Genomic DNA, 17,930 nt, shown 5'->3' with positions numbered 1-17,930 from the left:
GCGGGGGCGCGGGCGTGGCGGCGTGGGCGGCGGGGGCGGACGGCGTCCGGCGGCTTCTTGAGTTTCAGGAGGCCTGAGGCTTCCTGAGGTCTCCTGAGATCTACTGAGGCCTCCTGAGGCTTCCTGAGGCCTCCTGAGGTTTGAGGTTCCCGGGGTCCCGGCCGGTCTCATACCCGATCGGCCGCGCACCGTTCGCCCCGTGCCCTCCCGCCCGGAAGGGTGGGAGGGGTGAGCCGAATCGTCCGCCGTGCCGCGAGGCGCACCGTCCGCCGCGCTGCCCGCAGGTTTCCGGCCCTCCTGATCACCGGTGGCGCCCTGTTCGGTCTCGGGGCGCCCGCGAACTACACGTGCGCCCCCTTCCTCTCCGCCGCGCCCCTCGTGGCGGCGCCCCTGCACACCCTCCGCACCACCGCCGCGGCCGCCCTGGCCGCGATGGCGGTCGCGGTCGGCCTCGTGCTCTACCGCCGGCCCTCCGACACCGGTGAGGCGCTGGCGGAGATCGCCGCCGTCGGCGCGGTCTCCCTCGTCGCCCTGGGCATCAACCGCATCGCCCACCGCAGCGACCAGCAGCTCGCCTCCGCCCGCGGCATCGCCGAGGCCGCTCAGCGGGCCGTCCTGCCCGCGCCCCCCTCCCGGATCGGCGGCCTGCGGGTGGCCGCTCGCTACGTCGCCGCGCAGGCCGGCGCCAGGATCGGCGGGGATCTGTACGCGGTTCAGGACACCCCCTACGGCGTACGGGCCATCGTCGGTGACGTCCGCGGCAAGGGGCTGGGGGCCGTCGAGGCCGTCGCCGTCGTGATCGGCGCCTTCCGGGAGGCGGCCGAGCAGGAGCCGACACTGGAGGGGCTCGCGGGACGGCTGGAGCGCGCGCTGCAGCGGGAAGGCGCGCGGCGGGCGAACCTGGACGAGCACGAGGGCTTCACCACGGCCGTCCTGGCGGAGCTGCCGCCGGGCCGCCCCGTACTCCGCCTGCTGAACCGCGGCCATCCGCCGCCGCTCCTCCTGCACGCGGACGGGCGGGCCGGCGCGGCCGACCCCATGGTGCCCGCGCTGCCGCTCGGCCTGGGAGAGCTGGGGGCGTGGCCGGACCAGGCCGAGGAGCTGGAGTTTCCCACGGGGTCGACGCTGCTGCTGATGACGGACGGGGTGACCGAGGCCAGGGATGCCGGCGGTACGTTCTACGACCCGCTCGCGGAGCTGACGGGGCGCCACTTCAGGAGCCCGGAGGCGCTGCTGGACTGCCTGCTCGCGGGCGTCGCGCGCCATTCGCGCGGTCAGGCGGCCGATGACATCGCCCTGTTGGCGATTCGGCGCGCCGAACGAATCGAACAGCATTTCGTAGAAAGTATCGGCAGGTTCCGTGGGCGGACGTCCTGTGAAGAGCTGTCAGGGGAGAGTGGTGGATTCATGCTTTCGGCTTGGAATCCACCCGCCCTGTCTATTAACGTTCGATAACGGAGCGCGGTCGTCGCAACCGCCACAAGAGGCGGTGCACCGTGCGCCTTCGCCGAATCCCGCGGGCACAGCACCACCTGATACACCGGCAAGTTCTGGGAACCGGGGAACCACCACCCTGGGGTGAATCGGGCCGCACGCGGCTCGTAGGAGACCTTCCTGCTCCGAACCCGTCAGCTAACCCGGTAGGCGAGAAGGAAGGAAAGGAGTGCCTTCGTGGCATCCAGAGAGCCTGCCACCCCTTACGAGCCTGCTGACGACTACGGTCACGCTTCCTACGAGGGAGCCACGTACGAGCAGGTCTCGTACGAGCAGGCCACCTCGTACGAGAAGACCTCTTACGAGCAGGCCACCTACGATCCTCCGCTGGTCCCGGCGTACGTGCCGCCGTACGAGCCCGAGCCGGACCCGTCGTCCTACGAGCCGGCGGCGTCGTACGAGAACCGGCCGTCCACGCCGTCCGGCGAGCGGTCGTACGGATCCTCCGCCCTCAGCTCCTTCAGCGCCTTCTCCTTCGGTGCGGGCCGCGGCCGCCACCGCGTCGTCAAGCAGCGCGGCGGCACGATGGCCCGCAGCGGTGCCGTGCTCGGCGCGGGCGTCATCGCGGCGGTCGGTGCGGGCGGCATGGCGCACGCGCAGGAGCGCCCGGCGTCCTCCATATCCATGCCCGACCTGGCGCAGCTGCCGGGGGTGGGCTCGTTCTTCGCGGGGAGCGCGGCGGGCACGGCCGACTCCGCCGGTGAGGAGCGGGAGGCGGCTGTTTCGGAGCCGGTCGCTTCGGAGACGGTCGTTTCCGAGCTGGTCCGGGAGACGGCGAGGGCCGGCGAGGCGCTCCGGGTGAGGATCCTGGAGCAGGCCGATCACCAGCAGGGCGTGGCCGAGGCGGAGGCGCAGGCGGCCCGGGTGACGAAGGCCGCGCAGGCGCAGAAGCAGGCGGCGGAGCGCAAGGCGGCTGAGGCGGAGGCGGCGCGGTCCGCGGCGGCCGTGGCCGCGGAGCAGAAGCAGGCCGAGCAGAGGCAGACGGAGCAGGGACGGCCGCAGGCACGGACTCCGGAGCGGACGCCACAGCGGACGCCGGAGAAGACCCACGTACGGGCACCCGAGAAGAAGCAAACGGAAAAGGCGGAGAAGGCGGAGAAGAGGGAGCGGCGGGCCGGCGCGTTCACGCTCCCCGTCGGCTCGTACACCCTGACGGCCGGCTTCGGGCAGGCGGGCAACATGTGGTCCGCGCGCCACACGGGCGAGGATTTCGCCGCCCCGACCGGCACTCCGGTGAAGGCGGTGAGCGGCGGCACGATCACCCAGGCCGGCTGGGCAGGAGCGTACGGCTACCGCATCGTGCTGCGGCTCGATGACGGAACGGAGCTGTGGTTCTGCCACCTGTCGTCGATGGTGGTCACGTCGGGCAAGGTCGCCGCGGGGCAGGTCATCGGCCGGGTCGGCGCGACGGGCAACGTCACCGGGCCGCATCTGCACCTGGAGGTCCGGCCGGGCGGGGGCGCGCCCGTCGATCCGCTGGGGTGGCTGCGGGGCAGGGGCCTGCAGCCGTAGCGTCTCCCTGAGGGGCAGCCGTTTCCCCGACGGCCCGGCGTGTATTCCGTCCCGGCGCGTATTCCGTACGGAACGGGGCACCCGATAGCGCGTGCCCACCGAGCCCTCGGCGTCCTCCGAGCCCACCGCGTCCTCCGAGCCCACGGCGCACGACGCGAGGACGATCACCACGGCCGTACCGGCGCGACTGGACCGCCTCCCGTGGTCGCGCTGGCACTGGACCGTGGTGATCGGCCTCGGGACGGTCTGGATCCTGGACGGCCTGGAAGTGACGGTGGTCGGCAACATCGCCGGCCGCCTCTCGGAGCGGGGAAGCGGGTTGCCGGTCACGCCGGGTGAGGTCACGGGGATCGCGGCGGCGCTGTACGTGGCGGGGGCGTGTTCCGGGGCGCTGTTCTTCGGGCGGCTCACGGACCGGTTCGGCCGCAAGAAACTGTTCATCGTGACGCTCGCGGTCTATCTGTCCGCGACGGCGCTGACGGCCCTCTCCTTCTCCTCCTGGTGGTTCTTCGCCTTCCGCTTCCTGACCGGCTTCGGCATCGGCGGGGAGTACGCGGCCATCAACTCCGCCATCGACGAGCTGATCCCCGCCGCCTTCCGCGGCCGGATCGACCTGATCATCAACGGGAGCTTCTGGCTGGGGGCGATCGGTGGTTCGCTGCTGTCCGTCCTGATGCTCGACACGGACGTCTTCCCGGCGGACGTGGGGTGGCGGCTGACGTTCGGCCTCGGCGTGGTGCTGGGGCTGGTGATCCTCTTCGTACGGCGAAACGTTCCGGAGAGCCCGCGGTGGCTGTTCATCCACGGGCGGGGCGCGGAGGCGGAGGCGCTGGTGGCGTCGATCGAGGAGCGCGTCGTACGGGAGAAGAGCGCCGGGAAGGCGAAGGGCGCCGGAAAGGGGGAGCGACCCGGGGAAGGGAAGGGGGCGGGGGCCGCTCTCCCTCCGCCGGACGGCGAGATCACGATCCGGCAGCGGGGCCTGGTGACGTTCACCGGAATAGCGCGGACGGTGTTCTCCGACTACCGGCGCCGGGCGGTCCTCGGTCTGTCGCTGTTCATCGGGCAGGCCTTTCTCTACAACGCGATCACGTTCGGCTTCGGCACGATCCTGGAGTCGCACTTCCACGTCTCCACGTCCCGTACGGGCTACTTCTTCGTCGTCATCGCGGCGGGCAACTTCCTGGGCCCGCTCCTGCTGGGAAAGCTCTTCGACACGGTGGGCCGCCGGGTGATGATCTCGTCGACGTACCTGCTGTCGGGCCTGCTCCTCTTCGGCACGGCCTGGCTCTTCGGCACGGGCCGGCTGACGGCCGGGAGCCTCACCGCCTGCTGGGCGGTCGTCCTGTTCTTCGCGTCGGCGGGCGCGAGCAGCGCCTACCTCACGGTCTCCGAGGTCTTCCCCATGGAGACCCGGGCCATGGCCATCGCCTTCTTCTACGCCCTGGGCACGGCCGCCGGCGGCATCAGCGGTCCGCTGCTCTTCGCCGACCTGACGAGCGGCGGCGACGTGGGCGACACGGTGCTCGCCTTCGCGATCGGCGCGACGCTGATGTGCGGGGCGGGGGCGGTGGCGGCGTTCCTGGCGGTACGGGCGGAGGGACGCCCGCTGGAGTCGGTCGCGGCGCCGCTGTCGACCCGGGGCGTAGAAGCGGAATACCCGCTCCCGCAGGGACGTTGACGTGACGCATGGCTGACATTCACAGGAAGATCGGCAACCTCTCCGTCCACCCGCTCGCCCTCGGCGGCAACGTCTTCGGGTGGACCGCGGACGAGGCGGAGTCCTTCGCCGTCCTCGACGCGTACGCGGCGGCGGGCGGCAACTTCATCGACACCGCCGACGTCTACTCCGCCTGGGTCCCGGGCAACGAGGGAGGCGAGTCGGAGGCCGTACTCGGCAAGTGGTTCGCCTCGCGCGGCAACCGCGCCGACATCGTCCTCGCCACCAAGGTCGGCGCGGGCGTCCCGGAGCCGCGCGGCCTGCGCGCGTCGGTGATCAAGTCGGGCGTGGAGGACTCTCTGCGCCGCCTGCGCACCGACTACATCGACCTCTACTACACGCACTACGACGATCCGTCGGTGCCGGTGGAGGAGTTCATCACGGCCCTCGACGCGCTGGTGAAGGAGGGCAAGGTCCGCGAGATCGGGGCCTCCAACATCACTCCCGAGCGCCTGCGGGAGGCCCTGGAGTTCTCGGACGCCTCGGGCCTGGCCAAGTACGTGGCGATCCAGCCGCACTACAACCTGGTCTCCCGCGACACGTACGAGGGCGCCCTGGCGTCGGTGGCGGCGCAGCACGGTCTCGCGGCCGTCCCCTACTGGGCCCTGGCCTCGGGCTTCCTCACCGGCAAGTACCGGCCCGGCACGGCGGTGGACAGCGCCCGCGCGGGCGCCGCCGGCAAGTACCTGGAGTCCGAGCGCGGCCTGCGCGTCCTCGCGGCCCTGGACGAGGTCGCCGCGGCCCACGACGCCGAGGTCGCGACGGTCGCCCTGGCCTGGCTCGCGGCCCGGCCCACGGTGGCCTCTCCGCTGGCCAGCGCCCGCACGGTGGAGCAGCTGCCGGCACTGCTGGCGGTGGCGGACCTGAAGCTCACGGAGGAGGAGCTGAAGGGCCTGACGGAGGCGTCGGCGTAACGAGAAAGGGCTTCGGACGGCCGTCGCCGCGCCGCCCGAAGCCCTGCACCGTCCGCCCCGTACGTACTCAGCCCCGGCTCTCCACGACCCACGACGCAAGGGCCACGCCGCCGGCGACGGCGAACACGGAGGGCCAGGCCCCGATCTTCTTGGCCAGCGGGTGCGACCCGCCGAACGCGGCCACGTACAGCCCGGTCAGCGCGGCAGCCTTGGGCGCCCCGACCTTCCCGGCCCACTGCCGAGCGGCCACTCCACCGGCCACGGCGAGCGCAGCCCCACCGAGCGGCCGCTTCTTGGTCCACCGAGCCACCCCGTACCCCCCAACAAGCCCAGCCGCAGCAACCACACCCGTAGGAACCTGAGCCATCCCGCACCTCCGCATCAACAATCCCAACGCTTCCGAGGCTACGCCGGGCCGTACGGACCGGAGGCCTGCCCCCATCCGGAGCCTCACGCCCAACGTTTGATGACCTGCGGCGGGGAGCAGGGCGCCGGCCAGGCCTGCAGCCGGAGCTGCTCCGTGGTCTCGGGCGCGTTGTCCGAGTCGATGTCCGCTTCAACGGCAGCGGCCAGGTTCCGCCGGGAGGCCCGGATCCGGATCCACCCGGCGGGCATGCCGAACCGCGCCGCGTCGGGGAAGTAGTCGGTGCACCCCAGCACGACCAGCCGCCCCGACGCCAGGTTGAGCCCGGCCTCGACCACGTGGTCGAAGTCGTCGCTGTCGTCGTCCGGCTGCGCCGCGAGCACATGCACGCTGACGGCCACGTTGACGTTGACGGCAGTACCGATGGCCAGGGCCTCCTCGGTAACGCCGAGCCCGTCCGCGACCGCCTGCTCGGTCCACACGTCACTGAGGTCGCCATCGGCTTCGTCGTCCATGACGTGGATCTGGAAGTAGTCCGCGAAGAGCCTGAGATTCGTCACCACGGGGTCATCATCGCCGCCACATAACGCGGGGCTGGCGGCGGGGCAGCCGTGAGCGGCAGCCGCCCCCGCAGGTTTAGCCAGCAGCAACGGCGGCGTACGTCCACACATCGGCTGGCATCTCGTGCTTGAGCTTCCAGATGATGGCCATGGGGTTGCTGCCCTCGTGCGAGACGTACTCCGCGGGCCCCAGCAGCATCCACGGTTGCGCGCCCCCGATGTCGTTCTTCTTGTACCGGCGCACGAATAGGAAGACGTCGCTGCCCAGCTCCTTGTGGGTCTGATAGCGAATGCCCGTGGGCGAGGTGTGGGAGGTCTGGTTCTGGGACTCCCAATGGAAGAGCTCGGGGCTTCGCGCGTAGTCCTTGTACCGCGTTTCTGGTGAGAAGTCCTTCTCGTCCTTCTCAAGGGTGATGAGAAGGGCATCCACCTTGGCGTCCTGGCACCATTTCACTCCCTCGCGGAAGTGCCCGGGGAGGAAGCCTCCCAGAGCCGCTTGCCCCAGGGCGGGGAGGATCTCTTCCCTGCTGTAGGAGGCGTGCACGGTCAAGGGAGTGCGGGCCCGATCACCAACGAGCTGGACGGGCAAGTGCTCCGTGCGGGAGAGGTTGTAGCTCAGGACCTGGCGCAGCTCACTGCGAAATGCTGGCTGGCTGACCAGCGCGCGGAACCCCTCCCCATACGAGGTAAATCCACCCCCGAGCGGCCACAGCGAGAAGAAGAGCATGCGGGCGTACGCCTGACTGCGCTCGTCCAGTGACTCATAAGCGGGTGCGTCGTCTTCAAGCATCTGGCTATACGCGGCAACCCGCTCCGGGTCATCAACGTGCAGGAACGCCGAGATGCGCTTCAGCAGCGACTCTTCGCCATCGGGCGCGGCCTCGGGTAGAAGGTGAGCCCGGCGCAGCAGGCGCGTCCAGGAGTTTCCAGATCGGTAGAGCTCCCTGAGCTCGCGCTGGCTCTCGCGAAGGTAGTCCGGAAGGGCCGGCAGCGCGTAGGCGGCGACTTCTCTCGTCAGCTGTGTGACGTTGACATTGATCTGGCTCTTGATGTTGTCCAGGATGCGCTTCTTCGACTTACGGTCGAGCACGATCTGGCAGCCAGAGGGCAGCAGCGGGAAATCCTGCTCCATATTGTCGACAAGGCGCTTGCGGGTGAGATTGGTCAGGGCGCGAAACTGTTCTTCGAAGCGGAACTCCTTGCGATGCTGCCCGATGAAGTCGAGGACGGTGAGGACCGCCTTGTCGGGTGTGCGCCGGAGCCCACGGCCGAGCTGCTGGAGGAAGACCGTGGCGCTTGAGGTGGGCCTGAGGAGAAGCAGGGTGTCCACGTCGGGGATGTCCAAGCCCTCGTTGAACAGGTCGACGGAGAAGAGCGCCTGGATCTTTCCGTCTCGAAGGTCAGCAAGCGCCTGGGCGCGCTCGGGGGACGGCGTTGATCCATCGAGGGCCTTGGCGTTGAGGCCAGCCTGCTGGAAGAACTGCGCCATGAAGCGCGCATGGGCCACGGATACGCAGAACCCCAGGGCGCGCATGCTGCTCGGGTCGCTCACCTTGTCCTGCACTGCCTTGACGATCAGGCGGGCGCGGGCGTGGTTGCCGGTGAACAGCTTGTCCAACTCGCTCGTCTCGTAGGCGCCACGCTTCCACTTGAGGCCCTCCAGGTCCACGCTGTCGGCGATGCCGAAGTAGTGGAACGGGCTGAGCAGGTCATTTTCCAGCGCTTCCCACAAGCGCATTTCGGCTGCGATACGACCGTCGAAGAACTCGTCTTGGACGTTCTGGCCGTCAAGCCGCTCGGGGGTCGCGGTCAACCCCAAGAGCTCGGTGGGCTTGAAGTGATCGAGGACGCGTCGGTAAGTGGGTGAGACGCCATGATGGAACTCATCGATGACGATCACATCAAAGTGATCTGGAGTAAAACGTTCAAGGGCCTGAGCATTCAACGATTGGACACTTGCGAATACATGGTGCCAATCGTCTGGAACTTCCCCGCCGACCCAGAGTTCACCGAAGTTAGCGTCGTTGAGGACGTGCTGGTAGGTGAGCAGTGATTGCTTGAGAATCTCTTTGCGATGCGCAACGAAGAGCAGCTTCGGCCGTCGCTTTTGGAGCTTGGTGCACAGCGCTCGATAGTCGAGCGCAGCCATGACCGTCTTTCCCGTGCCTGTTGCTGCGACGAGGAGGTTCTGGTGACGGTCATGGACATCGCGTTCGATCTGGAGCTGCTCCAACATGTCCCTCTGATGGGGATACGGGCGCACCTCAAGGCCGGAGAGGGTAATGCTAGTGGCATCACCTCGCTGCCTACCGCCAGCCTGCCGCAGGGCCTCGTCTAGCCGTGCTCCGTCGGTCTCGGGGTCGTACGGTTCGAAGGCCGCATCACTCCAGTACGAGTCGAACGTGGCCTCGAACTTCTTGAGCACCGCAGGAGTCGCCACGGACGACAGCCGTACATTCCACTCCAGGCCGTCGAGAAGGGCTGCCCGGGAGAGATTGGAACTGCCTACGTAGGCGGTGTCGTAGCCACTGTTGCGGCGGAGCAGCCAGGCCTTGGCGTGGAGACGCGTGGACCTGAGCTCGTAGTTGACCTTGACCTCGGCGTTGAAGTCCTGGACGAGTCGGTCCAGTGCCTTGCGCTCCGTGGCGCCTATGTAGGTGGTCGTGATGACCCGGATCGGTACGCCGCGCGACGCTGCACCCGCGAGGGACTCCTCCAGCACCCGCAGTCCGTGCCATTTGACGAACGCGCACAACAGGTCGACGCGATCGGCCGTGGCGAGCTCGGCGCGCAGTTCGAAGCCCAGGTTGGGATCCTCTGGTGCGTTGGTGAGCAGCGCAGTGTCGGACAAGGGCGTGGCGGGACGGACGTTGTACGCGCCTGGGGCTTCTTGCTCGGCGATGGCGAGCAGCTGGCGCGGTCCTTCTGCGATCACCTCGACCCACTGCTGGGCGCCTTCGAGGCTGCTCATGGACTCCAGGATGTGGTTTGCCGCTACCACCTGCTCGGATGGGCTCAAGGAGGCAAGGATCCGGTGCACGGTTTGGCCGATGTGACGTGCCAGTACGTAGGGGGAGGAGTGCTCCCCCACTGGCTGCGCGGTGGCCTTCCAGCCGTTGGCCTGCAGCTCCATCAGGCGCTCTTCGAGGCGCGAAGTGATCAACTGCTCGTAGAGCCCCGGCACCGGCGTGTGGTGACTGAAGCGCTCGTTCATGACGTGTGCCCCCCTGCCTTCCAACTGTTGGCCATGTTCTACCAGTGAGGTACGACAGGGACGCAGCACGCTCTTGGCGGTAGGGCGCCACGATGCCAGGCACTGATGGGAACTTGACTGCAAGGTGATGCTTTTTGATCAAGCCTGAGTAGGGTCTGGTCATGGGGATTCGTGATCTGCTCAGCGCGATTGGTGCGACGTACGACAAGAGCTTGGGCACGAAGGAAGCCGTTCCAGCCCAGGCGCTGTTGCGCGACGTCGGACAGCACCTCGCCTCGGCCGTGCCGGTGGGTTACAAAACGGAAGGGCATGGAGGCAACGGGAACGCCGCAGAGACGCCGTGGATCGGGGTGTTCGACTCACGCCTGACCGAGGACCCGAAGGCCGGTCTCTACATCGCGTACATCTTCGCCGCCGATCTCAAGAGCGTGACGCTCACGCTCCAGCAAGGCGTGACGGGGCTCTCCGCGACCTTGGGCGAGGGCAAGCGGCGTCGAAGCTACCTGGAGAACAGGGCGAAGGTGTTGCTGGCTGGTCTTCCAGCGGAGTTGGTGGCCGGCTGGGACGTTCGCCCCGACTTCAAGAGCAAGATCGCAGGACCGCTGTCCTACGAAGCGGGGAGTGTGGTGGCGCGTCCCTACGATGTGGCAGCCATGCCGAGCGAGGCCGCCCTCCGCGAGGACCTTTGGCACATGACGGAGCTGCTTCAGCTGACGGCGGCAGTTGAAGAGAAGCTGGCGGTCGAGGGAGCGTCCGGCCGGCTACAGGTGTCCTACGCGGCGAAGGAGTACCACGCCAGGGCGAAGAAGCTTGACGGCTTTCGCCCGAAGGACAGTGGAGACTACGTTGCTCATATCCCCGAGCGCACGATCAAGAAGACTCGTGATCACGAGAACCTGATCAACCGGTTCGAGGCGTACATCACCCAGCGCGGGTTCACCGCTTCCACCGAGCATCCGAAGGACATGGTGCTGAGGAAGGGCGACCACGAGTGGTTGGTGGAGGCCAAGACGGTGAAGCGCGGCAACCCCACCTCGGCCGTCCGCGAAGCAGTGGGGCAGCTCTTCGAGTACAGCCACTTCCTCTACGGAGGCGATGCCGATGAGGGTGGCAACGCGACGAAGCCCCACCTTCTGGGGCTCTTCACCGAGGACATCAAGGCGTATGGCTCTTACCTGGAGAGCCTGGGCATAGCCTCCGTCTGGATGACGGCCGAGGGCTGGCAGGGGTCTCCCTCAGCGGTCTCCGCTGGCCTCGTCGACTAAGAGAAACGATTCGGCGCTCCACGGGGATACCTCCTCGAAGAGCGCCGAATCGTCAGCGGTACTGACCCGGGCCCTGGGGCCAGCCCCAGGCTGGGGGTGGCGGGGCGTATGGCCTGGGCAAGGTGGCTGAGGCTTGAGTCAGGGCTGGTTGGGCTATGTGTTTGCGGGTCCAGAGGTGGTGGAGGAGCTCCTGCTCGCGGGCGGTGAAGTCCGGGCCCGCCGTGCCGTTGTGGGCGCGCTGGCGGAGGAAGGCCAGGGACGTCGCGAACGAGATGTACTCCGCCACCGTGCGGGCGGCCGCCGGGCCGCCGGTGCGGCGGGCCACGTCGCGGGCGATGCCGCGGGCGCGCATCGAGGAGAGGGCGAGGGGCTCGGGCGGGGTGAGCCAGCCGGCGATCTGGTACGCCGGGAGGAACGTGCGTATCGTGCGCAGCTCGTTCTGGCGGGACCAGATCGCAAGCCAGGTCAGGGCGCCGAAGACGGGCACCATGAAGAGGGCGTAGACCGCGAGGAAGGCCAGGGGCGACAGGCTGGCCGAGCCGTTCCACACGGAGTGCAGGACCATCGCGGTGAGCAGGCCCGCGAGTGGGATGAGGACGCGGAGCACCTTGCGGCGCGGGGCCAGGGAGGCCGCGATGCCGAAGCCGAGGCCCGTCATCGTGGTGAAGAGCGGATGGGCGAACGGCGACATCAGAACGCGCATGAAGAAGGTGGCCGCCGTGGCCGCCGGCACACCCTCGTGACCGAAGCTCTGATCGGTGGCGAAGGCGTTGCCCAGGTAGAGGATGTTCTCGGTGAACGCGAAGCCCGTGGCCGTGATGCCCGCGATCACCACGCCGTCGACGGTGTTGTGGAAGTCCCGGCGGCGGAAGAGGTAGAGCAGCAGCACCGCCGCGGCCTTGCCGGTCTCCTCCACCACGGGCGCGACGAACGTCGCCCCCCACTTGTCGGCCTCCGGGCGCTGGGCGAGGTCGACGGAGCTGAGCAGCCACTCGGTGGCGTAGCCGTTGGCGATGATGGCCATCAGCGTGGCCGCGCAGGCACCCCACGAGAAGGCGAAGACCAGGTTCTTCCAGGGCTTCGGCTCGACGCGGTCCATCCAGCGGAACGCCGCCACCAGCAGCGGCACGGGCAGCACGGCGAGGCCGAGCCCCACCAGGAACCCCTCGGTGCCGGTCTGCTCCCGCACCAGGGCGAGGATGACCAGGCCGCACAGGGCCAGGAGCAGGATCAGCGCGCCGGCGCGCACCGCCTTGTTGTCCCACAGGGCGCGGCGCGGTTTGTAGCGCCAGCCCGCGGGGGCGGGCATCGCGGGGAAGTTCGGCTGCTGACCGTGGGCGGGCGCCGGCCCGGCCGTCGGCTGCTGATGGGGTGGGGACTCATGCACCCGATGACCCTAACCAAGGGACGGCCGGGCGGCCGGGGTATTCCGGGCGCCCGGGCTCCCCGCCCCGAGGCGGGGTGCGTCAGTGCGCCTTGCGGCGGAACAGCAGGTCGTGGACCACGTGCCCCTTGTCCAGCCCCTGGCCCTCGAACCGGGTCAGCGGACGGAACTCCGGACGCGGCGCGAAGCCCCCGTCCGCCTGTGTGTTCTCGAAGTCCGGCGCCGCGGAGAGCACCTCGAGCATCTGCTCCGCGTACGGCTCCCAGTCCGTCGCGCAGTGCAGCAGCGCGCCCGGCGCCATGCGCGTGGCCGCCAGGGCCAGGAACTCCGGCTGGATCAGCCGGCGCTTGTGGTGCCGCTTCTTGGGCCACGGGTCCGGGAAGTAGACGCGCAGGCCGGCGAGCGAGTCCGGGGTGAGCATCTCGCGCAGCAGGATGATCGCGTCGCCGTTGGCGACGCGGACGTTCTCCAGGCCGTTCCGCTCGGCGAGGCCGAGGAGGTTGCCCTGGCCCGGGGTGTGCACGTCGCAGGCCAGGATGCCCGTGCCCGGGTCGGCCGCGGCCATCTTGGCCGTGGCCTCGCCCATGCCGAAGCCGATCTCCAACACGACGGGCAGGGACGGGTCGCCGAAGAGCTCGCCGAGATCCAGCTTGCTCAGGCCGTCGACGTCCAGGCCCCACTTGGGCCACAGCCGGCGCAGGGCCTCGCCCTGGCCGGTCGTGACCCGGCTGCGGCGCGGCTGGAACGAGCGGATGCGCCGCTCGTGGTGCGAGCCGGCCGGATCCGGCGCCGGACCGTCGGGGAACATCGGCTCACGGCGGCCACGGGCCTGCTGCGCAGGGACCGGCGCCGCGGCGGCGTCGTCGGCGGCCGGAGCGGGGGCTGGGGAGGATGCGTGGTTCTCGGACACAGTTCTTCAATTCTACGGGCGGGCCGGAATTGACCACCGGACAGCGATACGTACAGGTCAGGGGCGTGATCCGGGCCGGTCGGGGGCGTGATCCGGGCAGGCCAGGGTTGTGATCCGGGCAGTCAGGGGCGTGGCCTGCGGAGGTCACCGGCGTGATCTCCGGAAGTCAGGGACGACTCACCGGGCGTCCAGCGCCTGCAAGGCCCGCCGCGCCACCTCCCGCCCGATCGGCAGCGCGGCCGTCGCCGCCGGCGAAGGTGCGTTCAGTACGTGCACCATCCGCGGGGACTGCGCGAACAGGAAGTCGTCGACGAGCGTGCCGTCCCGCAGCACCGCCTGCGCCCGCACCCCCGACGGCGCCGGTATCAGGTCCTCCGCGGTGACCTCCGGCAGCAGCCGGCGCACGGCCTTTGTGAAGGCGCGCTTGGACAGCGAGCGCCGCACCTCGCCCGCGCCGTAACGCCAGTGGCGGCGGGCGAGCTGCCAGGAGCCGGGCCAGCCGAGCGTGCCCGCCAGCTCGCCGGGGCGCAGAGTCAGCCGTCCGTAGCCCTCGCGCGCGAGCGCCGGGACGGCGTTCGGCCCCAGGTGGACCGTGCCGTCGATGCCGCGCGTGAGATGGACGCCCAGGAACGGGAACGCCGGGTCCGGCACGGGATAGACCAGGCCGCGCACCAGCTCCGTACGCCCCGGGCCCAGCTCGAAGTACTCCCCGCGGAACGGGACGATCCGCACGCCGGGATCGTCGCCGGCGAGGCGTGCGACGCGGTCGCTGTGCAGCCCCGCGCAATTGACCAGCGCCCGGGCGCGCAGCACCTCGCCGAGCCCCGTGCGCACCGCGACCGCCGCACCACGCCGACCGATCACACGCGCCTCCGCTCCGTACCGCACGGAGGCCCCCGCGTCCTCCGCCAGACGGGCCAGACAGCGCGCCACCGCGCCGTAGTCGCACACGCCCGTCGAACCGACGTGAATGGCCCCCACGCCGCGGACGTGCGGCTCGTACTCGGCTATCTGGGCGGGGCCGAGCTCGCGCACCGGCACGCCGTTCTCCCTGCCGCGCTGGACGAGGGCGTGCAGCCGGGGCAGCTCCGCGTGGTCCGTGGCCACGATCAGCTTGCCGCTGACCTCGTGCGGCAGGCCGTGCTCGGCGCAGAACTTCACCATCTCCGCCGCGCCCCGCACCGCGAACCGCGCCTTGAACGACCCCGGGCGGTAGTAGATCCCGCTGTGGATCACTCCGCTGTTGCGCCCCGTCTGGTGCAGCGCGGGCCCCGGCTCCTTCTCCAGCACCACGACGTGCGTACCCGGCCGGGCGCGCGTGATCGCATAGGCCGTCGACAGGCCCACGATGCCGCCGCCGACCACCAGCACATCGCAGTCGTACGCCCTCACCACGTCACCTCCCCGCGCCTGCCGGACCACCCGCGACCGGGCATCCGGGACCCCTCGGCGCCTCACCCACGTCCCCCATCATGACCTGCGCCACTGACATCCGGTCGAAACCCAGGTCAGAGGGGATTCCCGGGCGGGGGAGACCCCGGAACCGAGGGAAGGTGATCACGCGGCCACGTGAAGGTGGTCACGCGGTCACGTGAAGGTGGTCACGCGATCACGCCAGCGACACCAGCAGCGGCCGCGCCCTCTCCCGCAGCTCCATCACCCGCGGCTCGTCCCCGTACGGCTCCAGCCGGTGCAGCAGATCGCGGACGTACTCCGTGGTGCGCGCCGAGGAGATCCGGCCCGCGACCTCGACGGCCCGCGTGCCGGCCGCGCAGGCGGCGTCCAGATTGCCGGACTCCAGCTCGGCGACCGCGGACACCACGAGCCGCAGCCCGTGCGAGCGGACGAACTCCTCCGTCGGCCGCGCCAGCGCCTGCTCCGTGAAGCGCTGCACCTGCCGCGGCATGCGCAGGTCGCGGTAGCACTCGGCGGCGTCCGCCGCGAACCGCTCGTGGCTGTAGAAGTCGAGCCAGGACGGGTCGGGATCGCCCGTACGGGCCCGCTCCAGCCAGCCCTCGGCGGCCTTCAGTGCGGCCCCGCACGCAGGGGCGTCCCCGGCCTTGGCCTGGGCCCGGGCCTCGACCAGGCGGAAGAAGCTCATGGTGCGGGCGGTGGCCAGGCCGCGGTTGCGCTCAAGGGCCGCCTGCGCCAGGTCGACGCCCTCGTCGGCGAAGCCGCGGTAGGTGGCCTGCAGGCTCATCGAGGCCAGCACATAGCCGCCCAGCGGCACGTCGGCGGCCGCGCGGGCAAGCCGCAGGGCCTGGATGTAGTAGCGCTGCGCGGCCTCCTGCTGGCCGGTGTCGAAGGCCATCCATCCGGCGAGCCGGGTCAGCTCCGCCGTGGCGCCGAAGAGCGAACGGCCCACCTCGTCGCTGTACGAACCGAGCAGCAGCGGCGCCGCGTCGACCCGCAGGCACTCCGGGACCATCGACGAACGCCAGTCGCCCCCGCCGTACTTGGAGTCCCAGCGGCGCGCGTCCTCCGCGGCCTCGCGCAGCTTGCTGACGTCACTGTGGCCCACGCGCTGCGGTATGGCGCCGTCCGGGCCGCCCCCGCCCTCGGCCTCCCCGGCGGCGGTGTGGGCCTCGCGCGCGACCGAGCTGTCGGCGGGGGTTATCAGCCACCGGGAGGCGGGCGTGGCGTAGGCGCTGACCGAGAAGGATCCGGCCAGGCTCTGCCAGATGCCGCCGCCCCCTCGGCGACCGGCGAGATCCAGCCTGTACAGCTCCGTCGCGGAGCGCACGGCCTGGCCGACATCGCGCGGAAAGGAGAGCCCCACCTCCGGCGCCGGATCCGCGTCCGCGAGGCCGATCTCGTGCAGCGGGACGGGCCGGCCGAGCTTGCCGGCGATGGCCGCGGCGATCAGATGGGGCGCCGCTCCCTGAGGCACCATGCCCTTCGAAACCCAGCGCGCGACGGACGTCTTGTCATAGCGAAGCGTCAATCCGCGCTGCGCACCGAGGTCGTTGACCCTGCGCGCGAGACCGGCGTTGCTGATCCCGGCGAGGGCGAGGACGGTGCCGAGCTTCTCGTTCGGCCCGCGAGGCTCCCTGGACATGCGCACCCCTCGACAACGCGACGCCCGCCCCGGCATAGGCGCGGGGCATTCGTAAACCCAGCGTAGTTCCCCGCATCCCGACCGTTAAGAGGCGATGTCCCGGATGGCGAGATTCTGGTCCGTGCGGACGTGCACCGAGGGGCACGTGCTCCGGTTGTGTGTGGCTGTGCGCCCGCCGTGCGCTCTGTCCGCGCCATCAAGGGAGCGCTTCCATGGGAGTTGCGTGGGTTGGCCCGCTGCACTGGATCCAGTGGGCTGGGGGAAGCCGCCGCCTCATTCCCCGCGGGCGGCGGACCGGTCCGGGAGGCGGCTGACCGCCTCCCGGACCGTGACGCGTGGGTCGAAGCACTGGGCGAGTGCGCCCCCGCGGCAGCGCTGCCGCTAGTTTGGCCGGATACCGCCGTCCGGAACGCTGCCTTCGGCCGCCCAACGGCGCGCGCCTGCCGGGTGGTTGGCGTCACGGCTGTCGTTCTGCTGCCGCTCGCTGCTGTCGTGCACGCGCGCGTGGCGCTCTTCGCCGCCCGTACGTGACAGCATGGAGCTGCTTGCTGCTTGCTGCCTGCTCCTCGTCTCTCACCGGTTGCGCGCGGCATGACGGGGAAACACGTACCCGCAGAATCCAGCGCGTTGGGTGAAAGCGGCGACCGATGTGTTGCCTCTTTCGTGGTGGTCTCGTTGTGGCAACCGGTGACTTCCTGTGCATGATGACTGCGGACGGCGGCGCTTGATGGCCGTCCAGCCGGTGCGTCGGTACGTTCACGTTCGTTCGTTGTCCACGTCGGTTGTCCACAGCCTGTGGAGGCGTCATGCGCTGGGTGGTGGGGTGGAGCAGCACCACCTCGGGAACCGTGCCGCAACGTGCCGCACCCCCCGGCCCGCCCGGCGGGCACGACGACTTCGACGCCCCCACCGTCCACCCCGTCGGCGCCCAGCTCCTGTGGGGCGACCCGGCCCCCCTGTGGGCCGTCGGCGACTGGCGCCCGGACGAGATCCGCGTCGTCCGGCTCGACCCCCTCACCCGCCTCGCCGTGCTCGGCCGCTGCGGCGCCGCCGACGAGCAGCTGCGCGCAGGCCTCGTCGCCGCCCGCGGAGGCGCCCTGCGCCACCTCACCGCCTGGCCCGGCAGCTACACCGCTGTCGCCCAAGTGGGCCGCCGGACCACCGTCGTGGGCGACCTCGCAGGCGCCCGGCCCGTCTTCCACACCGCCTGGGCCGGCGGCACCGCCTACGCCACCGCCGCCCTGCCCCTCGCCGACCTCATCGAGGCCCAGCTCGACATCGGGCACCTGGCCGCGCTCCTCGCCTGCCCCGACTCCCCGGAGGCCCTCGCCGACGGCACTCCCTACAAGGGCGTGCGCCGCGTGCCGCCCGGACACGCCCTCGTCCTGCGTGACGGCACCCGCGACATCACCGGCTACGAGCCGACCGCGTCGCTCGCCGTCTCCGCCGCCCAGCTCCCGCCCGATCAGGCCGTCGAGGGCATAAGGAACGCCCTCGTCGAAGCCGTCCGCACCCGCCTCGCCGCCCCCCGGCACGCC

12 protein-coding genes, 1 pseudogene and 1 riboswitch are annotated in these 17,930 nt (G+C 70.3%); of the genes and pseudogenes, 6 read left to right on the top strand and 7 right to left on the bottom strand.

Annotated features, from left to right (window positions below; genetic code table 11):
- Window positions 1–228: 228 nt before the first annotated feature.
- From ACSNOH_RS23620 to ACSNOH_RS23605, 4 genes are all read left to right on the top strand, one after another.
- Window positions 229–1,455 (top strand): PP2C family protein-serine/threonine phosphatase, encoded by a 1,227-nt coding sequence (locus ACSNOH_RS23620; RefSeq protein ID WP_436723430.1) that lies wholly within the window; start codon window positions 229–231, stop codon window positions 1,453–1,455.
- A 76-nt stretch (window positions 1,456–1,531) separates the two neighbouring features.
- Window positions 1,532–1,662, top strand: a riboswitch (cyclic di-AMP (ydaO/yuaA leader).
- 9 nt (window positions 1,663–1,671) lie between these two features.
- Window positions 1,672–3,006, top strand: a complete 1,335-nt coding sequence (locus ACSNOH_RS23615; protein WP_436723429.1) for a M23 family metallopeptidase — start codon at window positions 1,672–1,674, stop codon at window positions 3,004–3,006.
- A 163-nt stretch (window positions 3,007–3,169) separates the two neighbouring features.
- A complete protein-coding gene (locus ACSNOH_RS23610; RefSeq protein ID WP_436723432.1) occupies window positions 3,170–4,684 on the top strand; it encodes an MFS transporter in 1,515 nt (504 codons plus the stop codon).
- Window positions 4,685–4,692: 8 nt separating this feature from the next.
- Window positions 4,693–5,637: an aldo/keto reductase gene (locus ACSNOH_RS23605; protein ID WP_436723428.1), complete on the top strand. Its 945-nt coding sequence runs from the start codon at window positions 4,693–4,695 to the stop codon at window positions 5,635–5,637.
- Between the two features lie 67 nt (window positions 5,638–5,704).
- On the opposite strand, the gene ACSNOH_RS23600 is transcribed toward ACSNOH_RS23605, so the two are convergent.
- The 3 genes from ACSNOH_RS23600 to ACSNOH_RS23590 all read right to left on the bottom strand — a co-directional run bounded on the left by ACSNOH_RS23600 (window position 5,705) and on the right by ACSNOH_RS23590 (window position 9,775).
- Window positions 5,705–6,004, bottom strand: coding sequence for a hypothetical protein (locus ACSNOH_RS23600; protein WP_436723427.1), 300 nt, complete (start codon window positions 6,002–6,004; stop codon window positions 5,705–5,707).
- A gap of 83 nt (window positions 6,005–6,087) precedes the next feature.
- Window positions 6,088–6,564, bottom strand: a complete 477-nt coding sequence (locus ACSNOH_RS23595) for a hypothetical protein (protein ID WP_436723426.1) — start codon at window positions 6,562–6,564, stop codon at window positions 6,088–6,090.
- Between the two features lie 73 nt (window positions 6,565–6,637).
- Window positions 6,638–9,775 (bottom strand): DUF3427 domain-containing protein, encoded by a 3,138-nt coding sequence (locus ACSNOH_RS23590; protein ID WP_436723425.1) that lies wholly within the window; start codon window positions 9,773–9,775, stop codon window positions 6,638–6,640.
- 161 nt (window positions 9,776–9,936) lie between these two features.
- On the opposite strand from ACSNOH_RS23590, the gene ACSNOH_RS23585 reads away from it, so the two are divergent.
- Window positions 9,937–11,040: an MrcB family domain-containing protein gene (locus ACSNOH_RS23585; RefSeq protein ID WP_436723424.1), complete on the top strand. Its 1,104-nt coding sequence runs from the start codon at window positions 9,937–9,939 to the stop codon at window positions 11,038–11,040.
- Between the two features lie 52 nt (window positions 11,041–11,092).
- On the opposite strand, the gene ACSNOH_RS23580 is transcribed toward ACSNOH_RS23585, so the two are convergent.
- The 4 genes from ACSNOH_RS23580 to ACSNOH_RS23565 all read right to left on the bottom strand — a co-directional run bounded on the left by ACSNOH_RS23580 (window position 11,093) and on the right by ACSNOH_RS23565 (window position 16,392).
- On the bottom strand, window positions 11,093–12,427 hold the full coding sequence (locus tag ACSNOH_RS23580) for a PrsW family intramembrane metalloprotease (RefSeq protein WP_436723423.1): 1,335 nt from the start codon (window positions 12,425–12,427) through the stop codon (window positions 11,093–11,095).
- A 79-nt stretch (window positions 12,428–12,506) separates the two neighbouring features.
- Entirely contained in the window at window positions 12,507–13,334 is an 828-nt protein-coding gene (gene trmB, locus ACSNOH_RS23575) for a tRNA (guanosine(46)-N7)-methyltransferase TrmB (protein WP_436723422.1), read from the bottom strand.
- Between the two features lie 177 nt (window positions 13,335–13,511).
- On the bottom strand, window positions 13,512–14,726 hold the full coding sequence (gene lhgO, locus ACSNOH_RS23570) for an L-2-hydroxyglutarate oxidase (RefSeq protein WP_436723431.1): 1,215 nt from the start codon (window positions 14,724–14,726) through the stop codon (window positions 13,512–13,514).
- 217 nt (window positions 14,727–14,943) lie between these two features.
- Window positions 14,944–16,392: an MFS transporter gene (locus tag ACSNOH_RS23565; protein ID WP_120759832.1), complete on the bottom strand. Its 1,449-nt coding sequence runs from the start codon at window positions 16,390–16,392 to the stop codon at window positions 14,944–14,946.
- An 806-nt stretch (window positions 16,393–17,198) separates the two neighbouring features.
- On the opposite strand from ACSNOH_RS23565, the pseudogene ACSNOH_RS23560 reads away from it, so the two are divergent.
- Window positions 17,199–17,930: pseudogene (locus ACSNOH_RS23560) on the top strand (asparagine synthase-related protein); the annotation flags it as partial.

It is taken from the genome of Streptomyces sp. URMC 127 (assembly GCF_051386535.1).
Lineage (GTDB): Bacteria > Actinomycetota > Actinomycetes > Streptomycetales > Streptomycetaceae > Streptomyces.
Note: the sequence above shows the minus strand (reverse complement) of the source record. Positions and strands in the feature narration are given on the sequence as shown.

Coding starts and splice junctions, on each gene's coding strand:
- ACSNOH_RS23605 (WP_436723428.1), top strand. CDS start 4,693: ATGGCTGACATTCACAGGAAGATCGGCAACCTCTCCGTCCACCCGCTC.
- ACSNOH_RS23600 (WP_436723427.1), bottom strand. CDS start 6,004: ATGGCTCAGGTTCCTACGGGTGTGGTTGCTGCGGCTGGGCTTGTTGGG.
- ACSNOH_RS23590 (WP_436723425.1), bottom strand. CDS start 9,775: ATGAACGAGCGCTTCAGTCACCACACGCCGGTGCCGGGGCTCTACGAG.
- ACSNOH_RS23585 (WP_436723424.1), top strand. CDS start 9,937: ATGGGGATTCGTGATCTGCTCAGCGCGATTGGTGCGACGTACGACAAG.
- ACSNOH_RS23565 (WP_120759832.1), bottom strand. CDS start 16,392: ATGTCCAGGGAGCCTCGCGGGCCGAACGAGAAGCTCGGCACCGTCCTC.